This is a genomic window from Rossellomorea sp. YZS02 (assembly GCF_033963925.1).
Lineage (GTDB): Bacteria > Bacillota > Bacilli > Bacillales > Bacillaceae_B > Rossellomorea.
In genome coordinates this window covers 209,528-233,951 of sequence record NZ_JAXBLY010000001.1, presented here as the reverse complement: position 1 = coordinate 233,951, position 24,424 = coordinate 209,528, and the positions used below count along the sequence as shown (strand labels likewise).

General features: G+C 43.6%; 20 protein-coding genes and 1 other annotated feature. Of the genes, 18 read left to right on the top strand and 2 right to left on the bottom strand.

Features of this window, described 5'->3' with window-relative positions; translation table 11 throughout:
• Nucleotides 1-142 precede the first annotated feature (142 nt).
• The 8 genes from clpX to SLH55_RS01115 all read left to right on the top strand — a co-directional run bounded on the left by clpX (nucleotide 143) and on the right by SLH55_RS01115 (nucleotide 9,829).
• Nucleotides 143-1,414 (top strand): ATP-dependent protease ATP-binding subunit ClpX, encoded by a 1,272-nt coding sequence (clpX, locus tag SLH55_RS01150; protein ID WP_320322331.1) that lies wholly within the window; start codon nucleotides 143-145, stop codon nucleotides 1,412-1,414.
• A 79-nt stretch (nucleotides 1,415-1,493) separates the two neighbouring features.
• The gene (locus tag SLH55_RS01145) at nucleotides 1,494-2,210 is read left to right on the top strand and encodes a diphthine--ammonia ligase (protein ID WP_320322330.1); all 717 of its coding nucleotides are present in this window, start codon (nucleotides 1,494-1,496) and stop codon (nucleotides 2,208-2,210) included.
• A gap of 281 nt (nucleotides 2,211-2,491) precedes the next feature.
• Complete coding sequence (gene lonB / locus SLH55_RS01140) at nucleotides 2,492-4,150, top strand: ATP-dependent protease LonB (RefSeq protein ID WP_320322329.1); 1,659 nt, start codon at nucleotides 2,492-2,494, stop codon at nucleotides 4,148-4,150.
• A 171-nt stretch (nucleotides 4,151-4,321) separates the two neighbouring features.
• Nucleotides 4,322-6,646 (top strand): endopeptidase La, encoded by a 2,325-nt coding sequence (lon, locus tag SLH55_RS01135; RefSeq protein WP_219166793.1) that lies wholly within the window; start codon nucleotides 4,322-4,324, stop codon nucleotides 6,644-6,646.
• On the top strand, nucleotides 6,643-7,227 hold the full coding sequence (yihA, locus tag SLH55_RS01130) for a ribosome biogenesis GTP-binding protein YihA/YsxC (RefSeq protein WP_219166794.1): 585 nt from the start codon (nucleotides 6,643-6,645) through the stop codon (nucleotides 7,225-7,227). The genes lon and yihA overlap by 4 nt, the downstream gene beginning before the upstream one ends.
• 329 nt (nucleotides 7,228-7,556) lie before the next feature.
• On the top strand, nucleotides 7,557-8,339 hold the full coding sequence (locus SLH55_RS01125) for a transporter substrate-binding domain-containing protein (protein ID WP_320322328.1): 783 nt from the start codon (nucleotides 7,557-7,559) through the stop codon (nucleotides 8,337-8,339).
• An 85-nt stretch (nucleotides 8,340-8,424) separates the two neighbouring features.
• On the top strand, nucleotides 8,425-9,072 hold the full coding sequence (locus SLH55_RS01120; protein WP_219166796.1) for an amino acid ABC transporter permease: 648 nt from the start codon (nucleotides 8,425-8,427) through the stop codon (nucleotides 9,070-9,072).
• A 22-nt stretch (nucleotides 9,073-9,094) separates the two neighbouring features.
• Complete coding sequence (locus tag SLH55_RS01115) at nucleotides 9,095-9,829, top strand: amino acid ABC transporter ATP-binding protein (protein WP_307513731.1); 735 nt, start codon at nucleotides 9,095-9,097, stop codon at nucleotides 9,827-9,829.
• Between the two features lie 45 nt (nucleotides 9,830-9,874).
• Here SLH55_RS01115 and SLH55_RS01110 read toward each other — a convergent pair whose 3' ends face one another.
• A complete protein-coding gene (locus SLH55_RS01110; protein ID WP_219166797.1) occupies nucleotides 9,875-10,360 on the bottom strand; it encodes a LiaI-LiaF-like domain-containing protein in 486 nt (161 codons plus the stop codon).
• Between the two features lie 398 nt (nucleotides 10,361-10,758).
• Here SLH55_RS01110 and hemA point away from each other — a divergent pair, with 398 nt between their 5' ends.
• From hemA to ysxE, 8 genes are all read left to right on the top strand, one after another.
• Nucleotides 10,759-12,111, top strand: a complete 1,353-nt coding sequence (gene hemA, locus SLH55_RS01105; RefSeq protein WP_219166798.1) for a glutamyl-tRNA reductase — start codon at nucleotides 10,759-10,761, stop codon at nucleotides 12,109-12,111.
• 15 nt (nucleotides 12,112-12,126) lie between these two features.
• On the top strand, nucleotides 12,127-12,960 hold the full coding sequence (ccsA, locus tag SLH55_RS01100; RefSeq protein ID WP_219166799.1) for a cytochrome c biogenesis protein: 834 nt from the start codon (nucleotides 12,127-12,129) through the stop codon (nucleotides 12,958-12,960).
• 17 nt (nucleotides 12,961-12,977) lie between these two features.
• On the top strand, nucleotides 12,978-13,910 hold the full coding sequence (hemC, locus tag SLH55_RS01095; protein WP_219166800.1) for a hydroxymethylbilane synthase: 933 nt from the start codon (nucleotides 12,978-12,980) through the stop codon (nucleotides 13,908-13,910).
• The gene (locus SLH55_RS01090) at nucleotides 13,910-14,692 is read left to right on the top strand and encodes a uroporphyrinogen-III synthase (protein ID WP_257474928.1); all 783 of its coding nucleotides are present in this window, start codon (nucleotides 13,910-13,912) and stop codon (nucleotides 14,690-14,692) included. Before hemC ends, SLH55_RS01090 begins: the two co-directional genes overlap by 1 nt.
• Before the next feature lie 27 nt (nucleotides 14,693-14,719).
• Nucleotides 14,720-15,694 (top strand): porphobilinogen synthase, encoded by a 975-nt coding sequence (gene hemB, locus SLH55_RS01085; protein ID WP_320322327.1) that lies wholly within the window; start codon nucleotides 14,720-14,722, stop codon nucleotides 15,692-15,694.
• Nucleotides 15,695-15,750: 56 nt separating this feature from the next.
• On the top strand, nucleotides 15,751-17,043 hold the full coding sequence (gene hemL / locus SLH55_RS01080) for a glutamate-1-semialdehyde 2,1-aminomutase (RefSeq protein ID WP_320322326.1): 1,293 nt from the start codon (nucleotides 15,751-15,753) through the stop codon (nucleotides 17,041-17,043).
• A gap of 133 nt (nucleotides 17,044-17,176) precedes the next feature.
• Nucleotides 17,177-18,388 (top strand): stage VI sporulation protein D, encoded by a 1,212-nt coding sequence (gene spoVID / locus SLH55_RS01075; protein ID WP_219166804.1) that lies wholly within the window; start codon nucleotides 17,177-17,179, stop codon nucleotides 18,386-18,388.
• Between the two features lie 132 nt (nucleotides 18,389-18,520).
• Nucleotides 18,521-19,549: a spore coat protein YsxE gene (ysxE, locus tag SLH55_RS01070; protein ID WP_219166805.1), complete on the top strand. Its 1,029-nt coding sequence runs from the start codon at nucleotides 18,521-18,523 to the stop codon at nucleotides 19,547-19,549.
• A gap of 35 nt (nucleotides 19,550-19,584) precedes the next feature.
• Here ysxE and SLH55_RS01065 read toward each other — a convergent pair whose 3' ends face one another.
• Nucleotides 19,585-19,773 (bottom strand): hypothetical protein, encoded by a 189-nt coding sequence (locus tag SLH55_RS01065; protein WP_034760497.1) that lies wholly within the window; start codon nucleotides 19,771-19,773, stop codon nucleotides 19,585-19,587.
• A 163-nt stretch (nucleotides 19,774-19,936) separates the two neighbouring features.
• Nucleotides 19,937-20,164 (top strand) — a binding site (T-box leader).
• Between the two features lie 66 nt (nucleotides 20,165-20,230).
• Between SLH55_RS01065 and SLH55_RS01060 the strand changes: the two genes are divergently transcribed.
• Together SLH55_RS01060 and SLH55_RS01055 are read left to right on the top strand one after the other, a co-directional pair.
• Nucleotides 20,231-22,882 carry a valine--tRNA ligase gene (locus SLH55_RS01060; protein ID WP_320322325.1) on the top strand — a complete coding sequence of 884 codons (2,652 nt, stop codon included), beginning with the start codon at nucleotides 20,231-20,233 and terminating at the stop codon, nucleotides 22,880-22,882.
• A gap of 130 nt (nucleotides 22,883-23,012) precedes the next feature.
• Complete coding sequence (locus SLH55_RS01055; RefSeq protein WP_320322324.1) at nucleotides 23,013-24,326, top strand: folylpolyglutamate synthase/dihydrofolate synthase family protein; 1,314 nt, start codon at nucleotides 23,013-23,015, stop codon at nucleotides 24,324-24,326.
• The last annotated feature ends 98 nt before the right edge of the window (nucleotides 24,327-24,424 follow it).

The window sequence follows — 24,424 nt, the reverse complement described above, 5'->3', positions numbered from 1 at the left end:
TTAAGAATCGTATCCATTTCTTTACGAACATATAATATGATAAAATGCAGTACATAACTTTAGGTAATAGGGATGCAAGGAATCGTTCGTTTGATGAAACAGAGCACGATTTAATGAAGTTTTAACGAAGGGGTGAAAATCATTGTTTAAATTTAATGATGAAAAAGGGCAATTAAAATGTTCTTTTTGCGGAAAAACACAAGACCAAGTTCGTAAACTAGTCGCTGGACCAGGTGTGTATATTTGTGATGAGTGCATCGAGCTTTGCACTGAAATCGTAGAAGAAGAGCTGGGTACGGAAGAAGAAGTAGAATTCAAAGACGTACCGAAACCACGTGAAATCCGTGAAATCCTGGACGAATACGTAATCGGTCAGGATCAAGCGAAGAAATCACTCGCAGTTGCGGTTTATAACCACTACAAGCGTATCAACTCCAGCAGTAAAGTCGATGACGTTGAACTTTCCAAGAGTAATATTGCCATGATCGGACCAACAGGTAGCGGTAAAACCCTCCTTGCCCAAACACTGGCTCGTATTCTTAACGTTCCTTTCGCCATCGCAGATGCCACGTCACTAACCGAAGCAGGTTATGTTGGGGAAGACGTAGAGAATATTCTATTGAAATTGATTCAGGCAGCTGACTACGATGTAGAAAAAGCTGAAAAAGGAATCATCTACATCGATGAAATCGATAAAGTAGCAAGAAAATCTGAGAATCCGTCGATCACAAGAGATGTTTCAGGTGAAGGGGTACAACAAGCCCTCTTGAAAATCCTTGAAGGTACGGTAGCAAGCGTTCCACCACAAGGCGGACGTAAGCATCCTCATCAGGAATTCATCCAGATTGACACGTCCAATGTCCTGTTCATCTGTGGTGGAGCATTCGACGGTATCGAGCAGATCATCAAGCGCCGTTTAGGTCAAAAAGTCATCGGATTCGGTTCTAATCCTAAGAATGCCGAAGTAAAAGAAGACAAATCCCTTCTTTCTAAAGTTGTTCCGGAAGATCTGTTGAAATTTGGATTGATTCCAGAATTCATCGGTCGTCTTCCAGTCATTTCAAGCCTCGAACCTCTGGATGAAGAGGCATTGGTTGAAATTCTGACAAAACCTAAAAATGCATTGGTGAAACAGTACCAGAAAATGCTTGAATTAGATGATGTCGAGCTTGAGTTCACAGAAGATGCCCTGCTTGAAATCTCTAAAAAGGCCATCGAGCGTAAAACGGGTGCACGTGGATTACGTTCCATCATCGAAACAATGATGCTGGATGTAATGTTCGATCTTCCTTCCCGTGATGATATAAAAAAATGTATCATTACGAAAGAAACGATCCTTGAAGATGCGGCTCCTCATTTAATGCTTGAAGATGGAACAGTCATCGATCCAAACGAAGAAAAGACGTCAGCTTAATAGCTTAACGCAGAGCCAAGAATGATTCTTCATTCTTGGCTTTTTTTACGGATGAAGAAATAAAAGGGAGATGGGGAAATTGAATAGGAAGAAAACAAAGGTGGTTATTAGCTGGAGCGGAGGGAAAGATGGGTGTCTCGCTTTATATCGTACTCTAAAAGCAGAAAAACAAGTAGAGTGCCTTGTCTCCATGGTCTCTGAAAAATATGAACGAAATCATGCACACGGCCTGCGATTGGAGATATTACAGCAACAGGCAAAGGCATTGAATATCCCCTTGGTAATGGTCGATTCCGGAGATGATTATGAGCATTCCCTGATACAGGCATTAGCAGAGTTAAAGCAGGAAAGAGGAATTGACGAAATCGTCTTTGGAAGTTTATATGCAGAAGAAGACAGGAAGTGGAATGAAGAAGTGGCATTGAAAGCAGGTCTTAAACCTTCCTTTCCCGTTTGGATATCTAAGGATGAATGCAGTCGATTATTAAAAGAGTTCATTACACTTGGATTCTCTGCAGTCATATGCAGGGCTTCCGACAAAGTATTCGATCCATCGTGGCCAGGCCGAATGCTCGACTGGGAATTTTATGAGGATATTCACACGAAAAAAGACTGTTGCGTCATGGGAGAAGCAGGCGAATACCACACCTTCGTCCTCGACGGCCCAATCTTTTCTAAAAAAATTCATCTCGTAAAATCAGGAGTTGTATTGAATTCCGGACTCTGGTCACTCGACATAGAGGACTGCAAATTAGTAGACAAAAAAGGTGAGTTTGATTGTATTTTTTACCCTTAACGTTAGTGTGGAATTACATAAAAGTGCAAGAGAGAAAACAAATTTTTAAATTAAATTTATATTGTTGATTGGAGTGGAAGGTGTTCGACTCGTGCGGGATAGTGGGACAGGTGAGACCCCTGAAACGGAAATCAACCAGCACCCGCCAGGTAACGGATTAGAAAGTACTCTGCTTTTTTATCCCTTTTTCAACCATCCATTCCCCCAACTTTTTTGTTTATTCCCACAAGGTCAAGGAGATACTAACCGATAACAACTTGTATCTACTTGGAGGGAGACGAATGAGCTTTACTAGCATCGCTTTATTCATCCAATTATTCTTCGGAATCATCATTGGATTGTACTTCTGGAACCTGTTAAAGAACCAGCGAACTCAAAAAGTTTCCATTGACCGTGAATCAAAAAAAGAAATGGAAGAACTCAGGAAGATGAGATCCATTTCATTGACAGAACCCCTTGCAGAGAAGGTTAGACCTGCAAGCTTCGAAGATATTGTCGGGCAGGAAGATGGCATTAAAGCATTGAAAGCTGCATTATGCAGCCCGAATCCTCAACACGTCATCATCTATGGACCTCCAGGTGTCGGTAAGACGGCAGCAGCCCGTTTGGTCCTGGAAGAAGCCAAGAAAAATATGAAATCCCCTTTTAAACAGACTGCTGTTTTTGTTGAACTGGATGCCACAACGGCACGCTTCGATGAACGAGGGATTGCCGATCCACTGATTGGATCTGTCCATGATCCAATCTACCAGGGGGCTGGAGCCATGGGGCAGGCGGGGATTCCCCAGCCTAAACAGGGTGCAGTGACGAATGCCCATGGAGGCGTGTTGTTCATTGACGAAATAGGGGAATTGCATCCCATTCAATTGAACAAGCTATTGAAAGTGTTGGAAGATCGAAGAGTGTTTCTTGAGAGCGCTTATTACAATGAAGAAAATCACCAAATCCCGACTCATATTCATGATATTTTCAAAAATGGCCTTCCGGCTGATTTCCGGCTGATCGGCGCAACAACCCGAACTCCGAGTGAGCTCCCACCTGCCATCCGTTCAAGGTGTATGGAGGTTTTCTTTAGGGAGTTAGAGCATGATGAAGTGAAAAAAGTTGCGGCCGGGGCAGTCGATAAAGTAGGGATGACCATCAGCGAAAAAGGTCTCGACACCCTTGCTTCATATGCGCGCAATGGGCGTGAAGCCGTTAATATGGTTCAAATCGCAGCAGGGGTCGCCATTACAGAAAATAGAAAAGAAATTTATGATCATGAGCTTGAATGGATCATACAATCCAGCCAGCTGTCACCCCGTTATCAGAAAAAAATCAACGAAGAAGCAACGATTGGCCTGGTCAATGGTTTAGCCGTGACAGGTCCGAATACCGGATCTTTGCTTGAAATTGAAGTGAATGTTATACCGGCAAGCGACAAAGGAACCATAAATGTAACCGGAATTGTAGAAGAAGAAAGCATCGGTGATCGGAGTAAATCAATCAGGCGCAAGAGTATGGCGAAAGGATCGATTGAAAATGTCATCACAGTCCTTCGCTCGATGGGTGTTCCTGCCGATCAATATGATATTCATGTGAACTTCCCTGGTGGAGTGCCGGTTGACGGACCTTCCGCAGGGATCGCCATGGCTCTTGGCATCTATTCGGCCATCTATAGGATACCGATCAAACATACCATTGCTGTCACAGGTGAAATCAGTATACATGGATCGGTTAAACCTGTCGGCGGGGTCTTTCCAAAGGTGAAGGGTGCGAAACTTGCCGGGGCGACCATGGCCATCATTCCCTTCGACAATCAACAGGCGATGTTAAGTGAGATTGAAGGAATCGAAGTGGTTCCTGTCAAGCAACTCAAGGAAGTGCTTGATCTTGCCCTGATGAAGGATCATATTCCTCAAAGTGAGGTTGTATCCGAACAAAATAAGAAAAGTGTGTAGACTGTTGACCGATTCGGGTCTATCCGAATCGGTTTGTTTTTGAATGGGGATAACAGGAATAAGCGCAGCCTGCCTTGAATAAAGTTGTAAATACCTATTTAATAGACACTCCCTAGTAAATAAGTTAGAATTGTACAAAGACTAGGAGAGCATACTTCGGAGGTGTTATATGTGACAAAACAAAATAATTTAACGGTTCCCCTCCTTCCATTAAGAGGCTTACTTGTTTACCCAACAATGGTCCTGCATTTAGATGTTGGACGTGAGCGCTCTGTTCAAGCTTTAGAAAAAGCCATGATGGATGATCATTTAATTTTCTTAACGACTCAAAGAGATATGAATATAGATGAGCCAACACAGGAAGATTTCTACGAAATGGGAACATTGACAAAGGTTAAGCAAATGCTTAAACTGCCAAACGGGACCATCAGGGTGTTGGTTGAGGGAATGAACCGGGCGTCAATTACTTCGTTCACTGAGCAAAAGGATTTCTATGAAGTGACGGTGAAGGAATTCCATGATTCTGAAGGAAAAGAATCGGAAACAGACGCCTTGATGAGGACATTACTCAATTATTTCGAACAATACATAAAATTATCTAAAAAAGTTTCAGCTGAAACATATTCCACTGTTTCAGATATCGAAGAACCAGGCAGGCTTGCAGACATCGTGGCATCCCATCTGCCCCTGAAAATGAAGGAAAAGCAGAACGTCCTGGAAACACTGGATATTAAGAAGCGACTTCAAATGGTCATTGAAACGATCAACAATGAAAAAGAAGTGCTCAGCTTAGAGAAAAAAATCGGGCAACGCGTAAAGCGTTCCATGGAGCGGACTCAAAAAGAGTATTACCTTCGCGAGCAAATGAAAGCCATCCAAAAGGAATTGGGCGATAAAGAAGGGAAAACTGGTGAAATTGAAGACCTTACCCTGAAGATTGAACAAGCCGACATGCCGGAAGATGTAGAACATACGGCATTAAAGGAGCTTGCCCGCTATGAGAAAGTGCCTTCGAGCTCCGCAGAAAGCTCTGTGATCAGAAACTACATTGAGTGGCTCGTTTCCTTACCATGGTCCACTGAAACGGAAGACCAATTGGACATTAAGCGGTCCGAACAGATATTGAACCGTGACCACTACGGTCTTGAAAAAGTAAAAGAGCGAGTACTTGAATACTTGGCTGTACAGCAATTGACCCAGTCCCTTAAAGGGCCGATCTTATGTCTTGCCGGACCTCCAGGGGTTGGTAAAACGAGTCTTGCCCGTTCCGTGGCTGAATCACTCGGACGGAATTTCGTCCGCATTTCACTTGGTGGCGTTCGTGATGAGTCAGAAATCAGGGGCCACAGACGTACGTATGTAGGAGCCATGCCGGGAAGGATCATCCGCGGGATGAAAAAGGCAGGCACCATCAACCCTGTTTTCCTCCTTGATGAAATCGACAAGATGTCCTCCGACTTCAGGGGAGATCCATCCTCTGCGATGCTTGAGGTACTGGATCCTGAGCAGAATTCGAACTTCAGTGATCACTATATTGAAGAGACATACGACTTATCAAAAGTCATGTTCATCGCCACGGCAAACGATTTATCCACCATTCCGGGGCCACTTCGTGACAGGATGGAAATCATTACGATTGCGGGATATACAGAGCTTGAGAAGTTAAATATTGCGAAGCATCATTTACTGGAAAAACAAATCAAAGATCACGGTTTAACTAAATCGAAGCTTCAAGTGAGAGACGAAGCGATTGTTGATATCGTCCGCTATTACACCAGGGAAGCAGGTGTGAGGAGCTTGGAGCGCCAGCTGGCAGCCCTATGCAGAAAAACGGCTAAGATCATTGTCTCAGGTGATAAGAAGCGGGTAGTGATCACTTCTAGCAATATAGAAGAGTTCCTTGGGAAGAAAAAATTCCGTTACGGTCAGGCGGAAGTGGAAAACCAGATCGGTGTGTCAACCGGACTTGCCTACACCACTGTCGGCGGAGATACCCTTCAAATAGAGGTATCTCTCGCACCAGGTAAAGGGAAGCTTGTTCTTACAGGGAAGTTGGGGGATGTCATGAAAGAGTCGGCACAGACAGCGTTCAGTTACGTTCGTTCGAAGGCAAAGGACCTTGGCATTGACGAGAATTTCCACGAGAAACATGACATTCATATCCACGTTCCTGAAGGAGCAGTACCGAAAGATGGCCCTTCTGCAGGAATCACGATCACAACGGCCCTCGTATCAGCTCTGACCGGTAAATACGTCAACCGTGAAGTAGGAATGACAGGTGAAATTACCCTGAGGGGACGAGTCCTTCCAATCGGAGGGGTGAAAGAAAAAACATTAAGCGCTCATCGTGCCGGAATTAAAACGATTATCCTTCCGAAAGACAATGAAAAGGATATAGATGATATTCCTGAAAGTGTAAGGGGAGAATTAACATTCATCCTTGTATCACACATAGATGAAGTCTTAGAGAAAGCATTAGTAGGTGAAAAGAAGTGAAAGTAAATCAAGTTGAGCTAGTCATCAGTGCAGTCAGGCCTGAACAATATCCTGGCGATTTTCTTCCCGAGTTTGCCTTAGCGGGGCGATCCAACGTAGGGAAATCCTCATTCATTAATAAAATGATCGGTCGCAAGAGCATGGCGAGGATTTCATCCAAGCCTGGTAAAACCCAGACGCTGAACTTCTACAAAATAGAAGAAACCCTCTACTATGTGGATGTTCCCGGTTATGGATTTGCCAAAGTATCAAAAACAGAACGTGAAGCATGGGGAAAGATGATTGAAACGTACATCACCTCCCGAGAGCAGCTGCGCGCAGTCATCCTGATTGTGGACCTGCGTCACGCACCGACGAATGATGATGTCATGATGTATGATTTCCTGAAGCATCATGAGCTGCCATGCATCGTCATTGCCACCAAAGCGGATAAAATCCCAAAAGGCAAATGGCAGAAGCATCTGAAAGTCACAAAAGAAACACTGAACATGGACAGTGAAGACGACCTCATCATGTTCTCATCCGAAACAGGCCTTGGAAAAGACAAAGCCTGGGACGCGATCAAGTCATTCTATAAATAAGTCATAAAAAGAACCGATTTCCGCAAATGTGGAGATCGGTTCTTTTTATTACGAAAAATAGAAATTCGCTTCTAGCTTAAATGTAGTAAAAAAGGAGGTCTACTGAAGTCCGTATAAGGTTCATGGACCTATATCGTCCAAGCATATGAAAGGAAATGAAAGGATAGGGACGTATATCTATCAATATCAAAGCTGAGTCCGTTTCATCCACTAAAATGGAAAATTATAAGCTGCAGAAGCTATATTTGAATTTTGAGAATTTTCTCTTTTGTTGATAAAATTATGAAAGATTAAAAATATTACAAGCTACATAAGGGGGACTCTAGACAGTGAAGAATTGGAAAAGCCTAGTCTTGTTAGTACTTGCTGCTCTTCTTCTATCCGCATGCGGAGACAAAGCTACAACTGAGAGTGGTGCGAAGTTAGTGGAGGAAGGCAAATTCGTTTATGCAGCTTCAGGTGAATTCAAGCCATTCAGTGTAACGAATAATGATGGAACCATGTCCGGTTTCGATATTGAAGTGGCAGAAGCAGTGGCAAAAGAAATGGGACTTGAACCCGAACAGAAGAAATTTAAATTTGCAGGGATCGTTGAAGGAGTAAAATCCGGACGTTTCGATGCGGCGGTAGCCAGTCATACCATCACGGATGATCGTTTGAAAGAAGTGGATTTCTCAACACCTTATTATTATTCAGGACCGCAGATCTTCGTTCGCAAAGACAGCGATGTTGAAACATTGGATGATTTGAAGGACATGGAAATTGCCGTATCCAAAGGTTCAACGTATGCTGACACAGCAAAGGAAGTAACCGATAAGATTCAGGCATATGATAGCGACGTTGTGGCCCTTGAGGCGTTAAATAAAGGGAAGCATGATGCTGTCATCACTGATTTCATCACAGGTAAAGAAGCCATTGCTTCGGGTCTTGATATCGAAGCACGCGAGCTGATCGGACGCAGCGAGCAGGCGATCGCTGTCAGTAAAGAAAATGAAGACCTTCTGAAAGAAGTCAATAAAGCACTTGATACACTAAGAGAAGACGGTACATTAAAGAAAATCAGCGAAAAATATTTTAATACAGACATTACATCAGATCCCGAGAAAGAGTAAAAGCAGCATGACACAGAGCGAATGTGCTTCTATGCGCATTCGCTTTTTGTCTTAAAGTGAGAATATATTGAACGGAGGGAAGTCCATGCACTTTTTAGAAACTTTTGCAGGTACATATGATGTTTTTCTTAAAGGGATGTTATTAACCTTTCAATTAACCTTTGTTTCGATCCTGATTGCGATTGTGATCGGTCTATTTTTCGCTTTCCTTAAGATTTCAGGCATTAAGCCTTTATCTCTCTTGGCGGATTTATATATCTTCGTCGTAAGGGGTACGCCATTAATCGTTCAAATCTTCATCTTCTATTTCGGTTTGACTTCCTTGAATATTTCAGGCTTCTGGTCTGTCGTCATGGGTCTCGCTTTCCATAATGGGGCCTATATTGCGGAAATCTTCAGGGGAGCCATCCAATCCATCGATAAGGGCCAAATGGAGGCGGGCCGATCCCTTGGAATGTCTTTAGGCTTGTCTATGAGAAGGATCATCCTGCCACAGGCTTTCAGACGTGCCCTGCCGCCCTTGGGGAACCAGTTCATCATTGCCTTGAAGGACTCATCTCTTGCTTCCTTCATCGGGATGTTCGAATTGTTCAGCGTGGCGACGACACTCGGATCGAATAACTTTGATTATATGACATATCTGCTTGTAGTAGCAATTTATTACCTGGTTCTTGTATTACTATTCTCTACGATCGTCAATATAATTGAAAAACGTATGTCTATCAGTGATTAAGAATGATGCGGGAGGGATGAGAATGAGTCAGGAAATGATTAAAGTAGAGAAATTAAATAAATCTTTCGGTGATTTGCACGTCCTGAAGGATATTGATATCAGCGTACGGGAAAGTGATGTTGTTTGCCTTATAGGAGCCAGTGGATCAGGGAAAAGTACGTTGCTCCGCTGTCTTAACTTCCTTGAGCTGAAAGATAATGGGAAGGTTGTCATCGAGGGGGATGAGATCAATCAGGATACCCATGATTTGAATAAAATCCGTCAAAAGGTGGGAATGGTATTCCAGCATTTCTACCTCTTTCCCCACAAAACCGTTTTGGAAAATGTGATGGAGGCCCCGGTTTACGTGAAGGGTATATCTAAGGCGGATGCAAAGAAAGATGCAAAAGCGCTGTTAAAGAAAGTCGGTCTCGGTGATAAGGAGGATGTTTATCCTTCCAAGCTCTCCGGAGGTCAGAAGCAGCGTGTGGCCATCGCGAGGGCACTTGCCATGAAGCCGGATATCATGCTGTTTGATGAACCGACATCAGCTCTGGATCCTGAATTAGTCGGAGAAGTTCTCTCTACCATGAAGGAACTTGCCCTTGAAGGGATGACAATGGTTGTCGTGACACATGAGATGGGGTTTGCCCGCGAAGTAGCCGATTGGGTCGTCTATATGCATGATGGCCGGATCGTTGAAGTGGGGCCGCCTCAGGAGCTGTTCAATTCTCCGAAAGAGCAGAGGACGAAAGAGTTTTTGGACTCGGTTCTGTAATAAAACACGAAAAAGCCCGGACATTGATCCGGGCTTTATTATGGGTTACTTTTTCCTTACAAATAAGAGATAGACACCAATGCCGATGATGAGAATCGGCCAGAATTCCCACGCCGTTCCTACACTCCCCTCAATGAACCCCAACCAGCGTACCACTTTATCATAGAAAAGGAGAATGATAGAGAGTGTCAAGAATAGTATCCCTTGAAACAATCCTGCCCTGGTTTTCTGGTATCTGAGGAGAAAACCGAGGGCGATGATGAGAATGAAGGTCCCCATATGATCTGGCCAAATTTCGAGTTTATTGACAACGTGAAAATGTAAACCGAATCCAACAAGGATCGTACCGGGGAGGATGGCTTCATAATCCCTCGCTCCATATCCCTGACCGAGAAATGCAAGTCCCACAATGATAAGCAGCGTGGGCCATGTGAAGAATTCCTGAAACAATACAATATTGGCTTGCTGTAAATAAAAATAAGCTCCAAAACCAATTAAGATGATTCCGGGGAATATTCGTTGCTGTTTCATACTTTTCCTCCTGTTAATAATGAATTCTTGGATTCAATCCTATTTTTTAAGGGAAAAAGACACATAATATAAAAGATGAATCCCTAAATGACGACAAATAGTGAGAAACCTTTCCATCACTTGATTCTTTAGGCATGTTTTGGTACCCTACATTAGTAGGTAATGTCGAAATATATATGATTTCTTAAGAAATGAAAATGCTTACAAGCGTTTTTCTTTCTCTTTCTTAAATGTAATGATGAAATGAATGTTTAGCAAGTCCCGTAAGAAGCAGTCGTGTCTACCCTTTTAATGTATCATATTTAGGTTTCAATTTCTGTTCACATTTCAAGGTCAGGCTCTTATGAGGACATGTTATAATAAAAGTAATGATTTTACTTGGGGGTGTAGTGCATAGCATGTATACAATAGTCGTTGGTTTAAATTACAAAACGGCCCCTGTAGAGATTCGCGAACGTTTATCTTTCAATGAAACTGATCTTCCTTTAGCTATGAAAACATTAAAGGGAAAGAAGAGCATCCTTGAAAATGTGATTGTTTCTACGTGTAATCGAACGGAAGTATATGCGGTAGTAGATCAGCTTCATACAGGTCGTTATTATATTAAAGATTTCTTATCTCAATGGTTTGATATAGATAAAGAGGAGTTCACGCCGTATCTGTTCATTTATGAACAAGAAGGAGCCGTTGAACACCTTTTTAAAGTTGCATGTGGATTGAATTCCATGGTTCTTGGGGAAACCCAGATCCTTGGTCAGATCCGTTCAAGCTTCCTGAATGCCCAGGAGTCCGGAGCGACAGGAACAGTATTCAATCACCTGTTCAAGCAGGCGGTGACCGTTGCGAAAAAGGGTCATTCAGAAACAGAGATTGGCTCGAACGCTGTATCAGTCAGTTACGCAGCCGTTGAACTCGCTAAAAAAGTCTTCGGCAGCCTGGAGAAAAAGCATGTCCTCATTCTTGGAGCGGGTAAAATGGGGGAACTTGCCATCCAGAACCTCCATGGCAGCGGAGCCACTAAGGTGACTGTGATCAATCGTACTTATGAGAAAGCTCAAACACTGGCTGAACGATTCAGCGGGAATGCTAAAACGATGCAGGAGCTTCAATGTGCCCTGGTAGAGGCAGATATTATGATCAGTTCTACAGGTGCAAAAGATTTTGTGATTACGAAAGAAATGATGTCCCATGTGGAAAGCATGAGGAAGGGTCGTCCGTTATTCATGGTGGACATTGCCGTTCCAAGGGACTTAGATCCAGCGATCGGGCAACTTGAAAGTGTTTTCCTTTATGATATCGATGATTTGGAAGGCATCGTAGAGGCGAACCTGGCAGAACGCAAGAAAGCGGCTGAGCAAATCGAAATCCTGATTGAAGCTGAAATCGTTGCTTTCAAAGATTGGTTGAATATGCTCGGGGTGGTACCTGTCATTTCTGCCTTAAGACAAAAGGCTCTTTCCATCCAGGCCGAGACGATGGAAAGCATTGAACGTAAAATGCCTGATTTAACCGATCGTGAACGCAAGGTTTTGAATAAGCATACGAAGAGTATCATCAATCAGCTATTAAAAGATCCGATCCTGCAGGCAAAGGAATTGGCAGGAATGCAGGATGCTGAAGATAAATTGGATTTGTTCATCAACATCTTTAACATTGAACAACAAGTGCTGGAGCAGAAACAAGGGAAAGCAGCCAACGAAAAGACTGAGAGCGGACAGAGCTTTACACCACAACCTTCTTTTCAAGCATAAGTGAGGTTATTGTCGATGTTTGAACAAACGATGACTAGGCTGCACGAACTTATGATTGTTCTGTATGCTATTAGTATTCTGTTTTATTTTATAGATTTCTTAAACAAAAACCGGAAGGCGAACCTGTTTGCCTTCTGGTTACTTGCGATTGTTTGGGTCCTTCAAACAATCTTTTTATTTCTTTACATGATGAACACAGGCAGATTCCCGGTCCTCACCATCTTTGAGGGACTTTATTTTTATGCCTGGGTCCTCATCACCCTGTCCCTTGTCATCAACCGGTTGTTGAGAGTGGATTTTACCGTGTTCTTCACAAATGTACTCGGTTTCATCATCATGGCGATCCATACATTTGCCCCCGTTCAGGTAGAATCCCAGGCGATGGCGGAACAGATGGTATCCGAATTACTATTGATTCACATTACGATGGCCATATTATCGTACGGGGCATTTAGTTTATCCTTTGTGTTTTCCCTCCTGTATCTCTTGCAGTTTAAGCTGTTAAAGGAGAAGAAGTGGGGGCAGAGGTTATGGAGAATCAGTGATTTGTCCAAGCTTGAGAAGATATCGTATATTTCAAACTCCATCGGTGTCGCCATGCTGCTCCTCAGCCTGATACTCGGACTTCAATGGGCATACATCAAGCTTCCGGAGTTTCTATGGTATGATCCCAAGATCATAGGATCATTCATTCTATTAATTTTATATAGCAGTTATTTATACCTTCGCATTAAAAAGAATGTATTTGGTAAATCATTAGCTTTTCTTAATGTTGCAGCCTTCTTGATCATCTTGATCAATTTCTTTCTAGCTAGTCGGTTGTCTTCATTCCATTTCTGGTATTCATAAGTTTTCAGGAGGTCATTATGAGAAAAATTATTGTAGGTTCAAGACGAAGTAAATTAGCCCTTACCCAAACCAATTGGGTGATTGATCAGTTGAAGGCATTGGACCCTTCTTACGATTTCGAAGTGAAGGAGATAGTCACTAAGGGAGATCAGATCCTGGATGTCACTTTATCAAAAGTTGGCGGTAAAGGCTTATTCGTTAAAGAAATCGAGCAGGCGATGCTGGATAAAGAAATTGACATGGCTGTCCACAGTATGAAGGACATGCCGGCGGTGCTACCTGAAGGGCTCACCATCGGTAGCATACCGGTTCGCGAAGATCATCGCGATGCGTTCATCAGTAAGAATCATGTCGCACTTAAAGATCTGCCAGGTGGTGCGATCGTCGGGACAAGCAGTCTTCGTAGAGGGGCCCAGATCCTGTCTGTACGTCCTGATCTTGAAATCAAGTGGATCCGCGGTAATATCGATACGCGTCTTTCCAAACTTCAGAACGAAGATTACGACGCGATCATCCTTGCAGCAGCAGGACTATCACGAATGGGTTGGACATCCGATGTCGTAACGGAATTCCTGGATCCTGACCTTTGCCTGCCGGCAGTAGGTCAAGGCGCATTATCCATCGAATGCAGAGAGGACGATTCTGAAGTCCGTGACCTCCTTAAGAAATTCGCATGTGAAGAAACAACGACTACTGTAACGGCCGAAAGAGCGTTCCTTCATAAAATGGAAGGTGGCTGTCAGGTTCCGATTGCCGGATTTGCCGAACTTAAAGACAATGGTGACGTTGCCTTGACCGGGCTTGTCGCTTCACCGGATGGGAAAACGATCTACAAAGAATACATGACCGGCCAGGATCCAAAAGAAGTAGGAGAAAAAGTGGCTGAAAGTTTAACAAAGCAAGGTGCAAAAGCCTTGATCGATCAGGTGAAAGAGGAGCTCGATCAATAATGAAGGGTGAGGGGCCTTTAGAACATGTAAAGGTTTTGATTACTCGTGGTAATGAGGGATCCAGTGAGACAGGATCCCTCATTAAGAGCGAGGGAGGGGTACCCATTTTGGTTCCACTTCTTCATTTTCAATCCCATAAAGACCCACGGGAGAAAGAGTTCCTTAGCCACCTGCATACATATGATTGGATTATTTTCACCAGTAAAAATGGTGTGAAGTTTTTCCTGGAGGCATTGAAGAGACAGGGAATCTCTTTAGACACATACAAAGGGAGATTCGCTGCTGTCGGGAGCAAGACGGGGCATTATTGTCATAAATGTGGAATTACGGTTTCCTTTGTTCCGGAGAATTTCACTGGGGATGACTTCGCGGAAGAGTTCATGTTGAAGGTGAATCCCGAGGCACACGTCTTGATCCCGAAAGGTAATCTCGCAAGGAATGTGATTGCATCTCAATTATCCTCAGCGGGGGTTGCCTGTCAGGAATGGATCGTGTATGAAACAGTCCTTCCTCAGAAAAGTATCGTGCAATTAAAGGAAATCATCGAGAACGAACGAGTGGATATTATCACCTTCACGAGTTCATCGACGGTGCATCACTTTATGAAGGTCATCCGTGAATATTCACTGTATGACCGCATCCGTGATATCCCCATTGCATGTATTGGTCCCATCACTCAAAATATCGCCGAACAATACGGATTGCATGTAAAAATCTGTCCAAGCGTTTATACTGTAAATGAAATGGTGAATGAGATGAAGGAATATATCTCTTCCCGCTAGTTACAAAACATTAGGAGGCTTTTTAATATGAAAGACCTGCAATTTAACCGCCATCGCCGCCTGCGTCAATCGGAAACGATGCGTGCGCTTGTTAGAGAAACACATCTTAGAAAAGAAGATTTAATTTACCCTCTGTTTGTTGTGGAAGGGGAAAACATCAAGAATGTCGTCCCGTCCATGCCGGGTGTTTATCATATCTCACTCGATAATTTAAAGGCAGAAATGGATGAAGTGGTTTCTTTAGGCATTAAATCGATCATCCTATTCGGTGTCCCTGCTGAAAAGGACGAATTGGGGAAACAGGCCTACCACGATCATGGGATTGTTCAGGAGGCCACCCGCTTCGTGAAGGAACAGTACCCAGACCTTGTTGTCATCGCCGATACATGTCTTTGCCAATATACGAGCCATGGTCATTGTGGAATCGTCAAAGATGGCAAAGTCCTTAATGATGAGACTCTTGATTTACTGGCGAAAACCGCCGTCAGCCAGGCTGAAGCTGGTGCCGACATCATTGCCCCATCCAACATGATGGATGGATTTGTTGCAGCCATCCGCCACGGTCTCGATGAAGCAGGATATCATGATGTGCCGATCATGTCCTACGCTGTGAAGTATTCATCCAGCTTCTATGGCCCTTTCCGCGATGCAGCCCATTCGACCCCGCAATTCGGGGATCGCAGAACGTATCAAATGGACCCTGCGAACCGCATGGAAGCCTTGAGAGAGGCTCAATCCGATATGGAAGAGGGAGCGGATTTCCTTATTGTAAAACCGGCCCTTTCTTATCTGGATATCATGCGTGAAGTAAAGGATCGATTCAATGCTCCCGTTGTCGCTTATAACGTAAGCGGCGAATACAGCATGGTCAAAGCAGCTGCACAAAACGGCTGGGTGAACGAACAGGAAATCGTAATGGAGAAACTGACGAGCATGAAGCGTGCAGGAGCAGACCTTATCATTACGTACTTCGCAAAAGACGTAGCGAATTGGTTATCCTAATTGGTGGAAAGTTTCTGTAAGGATGACTGAAAAGATCACTAAAGGAGGAAACCATATTGCGTTCATATGAAAAATCAAAACAAGCATTCAAAGAAGCAGTGAAATTGATGCCGGGCGGGGTGAACAGTCCGGTTCGGGCATTCAAATCCGTCAAAATGGAACCAATCTTCATGGAAAGAGGAAAAGGGTCGAAAATCTACGATATTGACGGCAATGAGTACATTGACTATGTCCTTTCCTGGGGACCGCTCATTCTCGGTCACAGCAATGATCGTGTCGTGGAGAGCATTAAGAAAGTAGCCGAAAACGGGACAAGTTTCGGTGCTCCGACAGAAATTGAGAATAAGCTTGCTCAACTCGTCATCGACCGTGTACCAAGTATCGAAGTCGTACGTATGGTTTCTTCCGGTACAGAGGCGACAATGAGTGCCCTCCGTTTGGCCCGTGGATACACAGGCAGAAATAAAATCATAAAATTCGAAGGTTGTTACCACGGACATGGGGATTCGTTATTGATCAAAGCCGGTTCAGGTGTCGCGACCCTTGGTTTACCTGACAGCCCTGGTGTGCCAGAAGGAGTAGCCAAAAACACGATTACAGTACCTTACAATGATTTAGAAAGCATCCGCTATGCATTCGAACAGTTCGGTGATGACATCGCAGGTGTAATCGTCGAGCCTGTTGCCGGAAACATGGGTGTCGTACCTCCGCAACCCGGCTTCCTGGAAGGTCTGCGTGAAGTAACGGAAAACCATGGTGCTCTTCTTATTTTTGATGAAGTCATGACAGGCTTCCGTGTCGGCTATGGCTGTGCCCAAGGCTTTTACGATGTAACTCCTGACTTAACCTGTCTTGGTAAAGTCATCGGTGGGGGACTTCCTGTCGGTGCGTATGGCGGGAAAGCGGAAATCATGGAAAGAATCGCTCCAAGCGGTCCGATTTATCAAGCGGGCACCCTGTCCGGAAATCCGTTAGCCATGACGGCTGGATATGAGACACTCAGTCAGCTGACTCCGGAAACCTATACTGAGTTCTCACGTAAAGCAGACTTACTGGAGGAAGGCTTAAAGAAAGCGGCAGAAAAGCACAATATTCCTCACAGGATCAATCGTGCAGGCTCCATGATCGGCATTTTCTTCACGAATGAAGAAGTATCAAATTACGAAGGTGCCAAGTCTTCTGATCTTGAGATGTTTGCCGAATACTACCGTGAAATGGCCCATGAAGGAGTATTCCTGCCACCATCTCAATTCGAAGGACTCTTCTTATCGACAGCACATACGGATGAAGATATTGAAAAGACCCTTCAGGCAGCGGAAAAAGCGTTTGAAAAAATGAGCAAGAAGTAATGAGGCAGCCGATCCTTTTAGGGGATCGGCTGTTTTTATTTGTTTTCCTATCATATTCATCCTTTCTGTTTCATAAAGTGATAATGGCATTGTTTACTATTTCTTTGTTTGGAACTTGAAAGGAGGAATTTCTTTGTCACAAGAACAACAATCGTGCTTACGATTTTCTTTGGAAGAATCAATTTGGTTCAAAAAAGGACAGGAAGTTGAAGAATTGCTATCCATCTCCTTAGATCCTCATATAACGATACAAGAGCAAGAACAGTATGTACTTATCAGGGGTAGTCTGGATTTGACCGGTGAGTATCTGCCAACGTCACCGAGAGAAGAAGAGGATGATGAGTTTGAAGCAAGCGGTAAGTTTGTGCAGACAGTGGAAAAACGAGAAAAAGGTGAATATGAATTTGTTCACAGGTTTCCCGTGGATGTAACAATCCCGAAAAACAGGATTGCCAATTTAGGCGATATCGATGTGTATGTCGAGTCTTTCGACTATGTCGTGCCTGAAAATGCCTGCTTAAAGCTGAATGCCGATTTAACCATCACGGGAATCTACGGGGAGCAGCAGGCGCACACACCATTTGAATCGGAGTATGAAAGGGAAGAGGAATTCGAGCCCCTTTACCGGTCGAGTGCAGTCGCTGAAGCAGAAGTAGAAGAAGAAGTGGAAACGGAAGAAGAGGAAGATCGAGAAGAAGTGTACGAATACGAAAATTACGATGAAGAAGAAATCACCACTTATGTAGAAGAGGAAGCAGAAGAGGAAGAAGATGATGCTGACGACGAATACCAATCGTTTAATCTGGAAGGAAGGACCCCGCCGGCTGAACATGAGGATGAAATTCCTGTTCAGATTCAGTACGATTCAAATCCTGCCCTTTCCTATGAAGAAGTGGATTACCGGAAAGAGAATGTATTTGAACTTCCACAGCATGAGCTGAGTGAATCGTCAGAAGAACAGCACGCGGAACCCAAAGCCGCCTATACGCCTCCGCCTGCTCCTAAGTATAAGGAAGAGGAATTGGAAGAAGAAGAGTCTTCGTCATCGTCCTCTGCGGTGGAAGCAGAAATGGATGAAGAAGAGGGAGAAAAGAAAAAGACAAAAGGGAAAAAGAAGTACGAATCCATCTCATTAACGGATTTCTTTGCCCGTAAAGAGGAGGAAAAAGGAGCGACTCTAAGGGTATGCATCGTACAGGAAGGTGAGAACCTCGATTATATTGCCGAGAAGTATGATCTGACCATCCCGCAGTTATTACGGGTGAATCAGCTCGAAGCCAATCAGGATGTATATGCAGGGCAGGTTCTTTATATCCCGAACAGTGAATTCGTATTCAAGGGGTAGAAGCAAAGGTCGTTCCCATCTGAGGATCGAATAAAAGAGAAGGTAGATATAGCAAAAACGATGGGGCTGACACCAAAATCATTGGAGTTGGTCCGTTTTTTTTAAGAAAAGTAATCTTAGAAGGTGAGAGGAATGGTACAAACGCTGGAGGGATTAAAGCCTGTCTTGCAGCCTTATGGGGTCGAACCCCATTTTGTTGAGAGCTTCGGGAAAATTTCAAAAGTATTTTCAAATAAAGGCACTTTAGCAGTTAAACAGCTTTCTGCCCAAAACGGTGTGGACTTTGTCAGGAATGTACAAATGCTCTTTCAAAGGGGCTATAATCGGATTGTTCCGATTTATCCCACCCTGGATGGACGATATGCAGTATGGAATGAAGGGGATTTATATTATGTCATGCCCTGGCTTTCAAACTATGAACGAGAAGATCAATTTGAAAAGCACCAAAAGATGTTCAGGGAATTGGCGAGACTTCATACCCTTTCTTCCCAGGAAGTGAAAATTGATAAAGAAGAGAGAGAATCCCACTACGAACAGCTGACGTCCAGATGGGAAAAAGAGCAGCAATTCCTGGATGAGTACGTAGAAGCATGTGAGAAGACCACATACATGTCCCCCTTTCAATTTCATTTTTGTATGTATTATAAGGACGCATCCCAAGCATTGAAATTTTCACGTAAAATGCTGGATGAATGGTATGAAGAAACCAAAGAACTTGAAAAAGTCCGGACTGTTATTACGCATGGGAAGGTGTCGACGGAGCATTTTCTTTTTGACGAAAGAGGTATGGGGTATTTTGTCAACTTCGAGTATTCCAAGATGGCATCGCCTTTTCATGATCTCCTGCCGTTTTTGTCGAGGACGCTGAAAACCTACCCAAAGTATTATGAGGAATGCATTGAGTGGCTAACCACTTACTTTCAACATTTTACCGTACGGAATGAAGAGAGGCTCCTTTTCATGAGCTACCTGGCGTATCCCAGCTCCGTCATTGCCGTAGTGGAAAAATATTTCCATACACCGAAAGATAAGCGAAATGAACGTAAATCCCTGAAGAAGTTACAGCGTCACTATTGGCTTCTTAAAAATACCGAATATGTTGTCATGCGCCTGGATGAAATGGAAAAGCAGAAACAGGAGCAGGCAGCGGAATCAGAATAAAAAAAGAACTGACGAATTCATATGTCGTCAGTTCTTTAAATCCAATCAAAGTAGATGGCAAGGCCGATACCAATGAACAGGGTCAACAGAAGAACATCAAAAGTGGTTGGGAGCAAGATGGTGCGGATCCCTTGGAAGATGGTAAAAGGAATGATGAACTGCTTACATATGAGACGGGCATTCCCCATCCATTTCTGCAACGTATACTGGTTGATTTTCTTCATAAACATCCACTCACTTTCTGGGTAGATTCACTACTTTATCTTATGAATGAAGGATGGAATGGTGCCTATGTATAGGCGAAATGAATATTTTTCAACAAAATCGCCAATAATGATTGACGAAAGTTTATCTTTTCCTATACTATAATGAATAAATGAATAATCACGAAAAGCAATGAACAGGAAGAGTACATTGGTCCTTACTTTCAGAGAGGAAAATCGTTTGCTGAGAGATTTTCTACGTTAAGACAATGGAAGGTCGCCTGAAGAGCTGTTTCTATGAAATGAGAGTAGTAGAAGCCGGTTAAAAGCCGTTATTTCCGTCGAGAGTTCAGGAGTCTTCTTTCTCCTGAGAAAAAAGGTGGTACCGCGAATGGAATCCTTCGTCCTTTTCACAGGACGGGGGATTTTTTTATTTTTTTTTGAAAATGACTCACAGTATGATATAGGAGGAAATCACATGGAAACTCAAGATCAACAATTAGCAATGCCGACGAAATATGATCCCAATGCCATTGAACAGGGACGCTACAAATGGTGGCTAGAAGGCAAGTACTTCGAAGCGACGAACGATAAGGAGAAGGAGCCTTACACCATCGTTATCCCTCCGCCGAACGTAACGGGGAAACTTCATCTTGGTCACGCATGGGACACAGCACTGCAGGACATCCTGACAAGAATGAAACGGATGCAGGGGTACGACGTACTTTGGCTGCCAGGTATGGACCATGCAGGAATTGCCACTCAGGCAAAAGTAGATGAAAAACTTCGTAACCAGGGAATTTCACGGTATGACCTCGGCCGTGAGAAATTCGTGGAAGAAACATGGAAATGGAAAGAAGAGTATGCCGAGCATATCCGCCAGCAGTGGGCTAAGGTAGGACTTGGTCTTGATTACAGCCGTGAACGCTTCACACTTGATGAAGGATTATCGGATGCGGTTCAGAAAGTATTCATCGATCTTTACAATAAAGGATTGATCTATCGCGGTGAATATATCATCAACTGGGATCCTGCAACAAAGACTGCGCTATCAGATATCGAGGTTATTCATAAAGATGTTCAAGGGGCATTCTATCACATGAGATACCCTCTTGCTGATGGAAGTGGCCACATTGAAATCGCGACAACGCGTCCGGAAACGATGCTTGGTGATACAGCGGTAGCGGTACATCCAGAAGACGATCGCTACAAGCATCTCATCGGGAAAAAGGTTACCCTGCCAATCGTTGGACGTGAAATCCCGATCGTCGGTGATGATTATGTGGATATGGAATTCGGTTCTGGAGCGGTGAAAATCACACCGGCCCATGACCCGAATGACTTTGAAATCGGGAACCGCCATAATCTTGAACGCATCTTAGTGATGAATGAAGATGGAACGATGAACGAGAGAGCTGACAAGTATAACGGCATGGACCGTTTTGACTGCCGTAAGCAAATCGTAAAGGATCTTCAGGAATCAGAAGTGTTGTTCAAGATTGAAGAGCATATGCATTCGGTTGGGCACTCCGAGCGTAGTGGGGCAATCGTAGAGCCGTACCTTTCAAAACAATGGTTCGTGAAAATGGATTCCCTGGCTGAAAAATCCATTCAACTTCAAAAAGATGAAAATAAAGTAAACTTTGTTCCAGATCGTTTTGAGAACACGTATCTTCGTTGGATGGAGAACACACGTGACTGGTGTATCTCTCGACAATTATGGTGGGGACATAGAATTCCAGCCTGGTACCATAATGAAACGGGAGAAATTTATGTAGGTGAAAAAGCTCCTGAGGATATTGAACAATGGACACAGGAAGATGATGTACTTGATACGTGGTTCAGTTCAGCACTATGGCCATTCTCTACCCTTGGCTGGCCGGATACAAACGCAGAAGACTTTAAGAGATATTACCCGACAAGTACTCTAGTTACAGGTTACGATATCATTCCTTTCTGGGTTTCACGTATGATTTTCCAAGGTCTTGAATTTACTGGAGAACGTCCATTCAAAGATGTATTGATTCACGGTTTGGTTCGTGATGCTGAAGGGCGTAAGATGAGTAAGTCACTAGGAAACGGTATTGACCCTATGGAAGTCATCGAAAAATACGGTTCCGACTCCCTTCGCTACTTCCTTACAACCGGAAGCTCACCAGGACAGGATCTGCGCTTCTCATTTGAGAAAGTGGAAAGTGTTTGGAACTTTGCGAACAAGATCTGGAATGCCTCCCGATTCGCATTGATGAATATGGATGGAATGACATACGATGAAATCGATTTATCAGGTGAAAAGTCCGTTGCGGATAAATGGATCCTGACACGCTTGAATGAAACGATCGAGACAGTTACACGACTTGCAGATCGTTACGAATTCGGTGAAGTGGGACGCATACTATACAACTTCATCTGGGATGACTTCTGTGACTGGTACATTGAAATGGCGAAGCTGCCTCTTTACGGTGAGGATGAAGCGGCGAAAAAGACGACCCGCTCGATCCTGGCATATGTACTCGACAACACCATGAGACTTTTACACCCATTCATGCCGTTTATTACCGAGGAAATATGGCAGAACTTGCCGCATCAAGGCGAATCCATCACGGTTGCAGCATGGCCGACGGTTGATGAAAAGCTGACGGATAAAGCGGCAGCAGAAGAAATGAAGCTTCTGGTTGACATCATCCGCGCTGTACGGAATGTTCGTGCAGAAGTGAATACACCAATGAGCAAGCAAATCAACTTGATTCTAAAAGCAAAGGATGCCCATACTCTGACAATCATCGAAAAGAATCAATCGTATATCGAGAAGTTCTGTAATCCTGAGAAGCTTGAGATGGGCACAGATTTAGAAGCGCCGGAAAAAGCAATGACGGCAGTGGTTACAGGAGTGGACCTCTACCTTCCATTAGAAGGGCTGATCAATATTGAAGAAGAAATCGCCCGACTTCAAAAAGAACTCGACAAATGGACGAAAGAAGTTTCCCGGGTTCAAGGTAAGTTGAACAATGAAAAGTTTGTAAGTAAAGCCCCTCAGAAAGTAGTCGATGAGGAAAAAGAGAAAGAAAAAGATTATTTAGAGAAACAAGCGACTGTTAAAGCACGAATCGAAGAGCTTAAATCAGTTTAATGTTTATATTGAATAAAGGGTAAGAAGAGGGCAATCGATTCAGGTCAGATGGATAGGTGGGTGCATCGCCGACCATCAGACCTGATGAAGGCCCTTTTTCTAATGACATCCAAGTGGGAGTGAAAGAAAATTGTTGAATTATGAATCGGCAGTCGAATGGATACACTCAAGGCTGAGACTTGGAATCAAGCCGGGATTGTTGCGGATGAATCACCTCTTGGAGGAACTTGGGAATCCCCATCAAAAACAGAGAACGATCCACATCGGTGGAACGAACGGAAAAGGATCTACCGTCACCTACTTGAGGAATGTGTTACAAGAAGCAGGATACACTGTTGGAACATTTACTTCCCCCTATTTTGAACGTTTCAACGAACGCATCAGCATCAATGGAAATCCTGTCAGTGACGATGATCTGACCTTACTTGTAGAAAAAATCAAACCGGTTGCAGAAAGGATGGAGAATTCGGAATGGGGACCTCCATCGGAATTCGAAGTCATTACAGCCATGAGCTTTTACTATTTTGCCGAAATGAAGCCCGTCGATCTGGTACTCTATGAGGTCGGCCTCGGGGGGAGGCTTGATTCAACGAATGTCATCACCCCTATGATTTCAGTGATTACGAGTATCGGAATGGATCATATGCAGTTCCTTGGCAACCGGATAGAAGATATTGCTTATGAAAAAGCGGGTATCATTAAGAACAATGTGCCGGTTGTTTCGGGTGTGCATCAACCGGAAGCAAGAAAGGTATTAGAAGATAAGGCTGTAGAGGTGGGGAGTGAGCTCTTTCAGCTGAGTGAGGATTTCTCGGCAAAGCGTACAGCCCTTTTAGAGAAAGGGGAGAGGTTCGAGTACCAGTCGCCCCTTCTACATGATGTGTTCGAGATTTCAATGATCGGGAACCATCAAATCAATAATGCTGCTCTTGCCATCAAGGTAGTCGAGCTTCTCGAGAAAACGTGTGAGATGAAAATAGGTATCGAGAACATCAGGCATGGATTGAAAAAGGCCACTTGGCCGGGAAGAATGGAAGCTTTATCGGATACCCGTGACATTTATATTGATGGAGCCCACAATCCAGAAGGAGTGGTGGCCCTTGTAAAGACGATGAAAGAACGCTTCCTCCATAAGAAAGTAACAGTTCTCTTCTCGGCACTCCATGATAAAGAATTAAAACCGATGATCAATCATTTGGAAGATGCAGCGGATTCTATTGCATTTACGACCTTTGACTTTCCGAGAGTGGCATCCGTTGAAGAGCTTTATTCCGTATCTTTACACCCGAATAAGGTAAAAGTGCATGATTGGAAAGCATACCTCAAAGATAAACTATCCATCATGCAGGATGATGAAGTACTGCTCATAACGGGGTCTCTCTACTTTTTATCTGAAGTAAAACCGTATTTACTTCCTTTATTGGAAAATTACAGAAAAAATTAAGTGACTTTGTTTGGGTGCTTTGATAAAATATTCTTAAACTTGTGACTATTTAACTAGTATAGTATGATCAGACTATACTTATTCAATGAAACCTATGG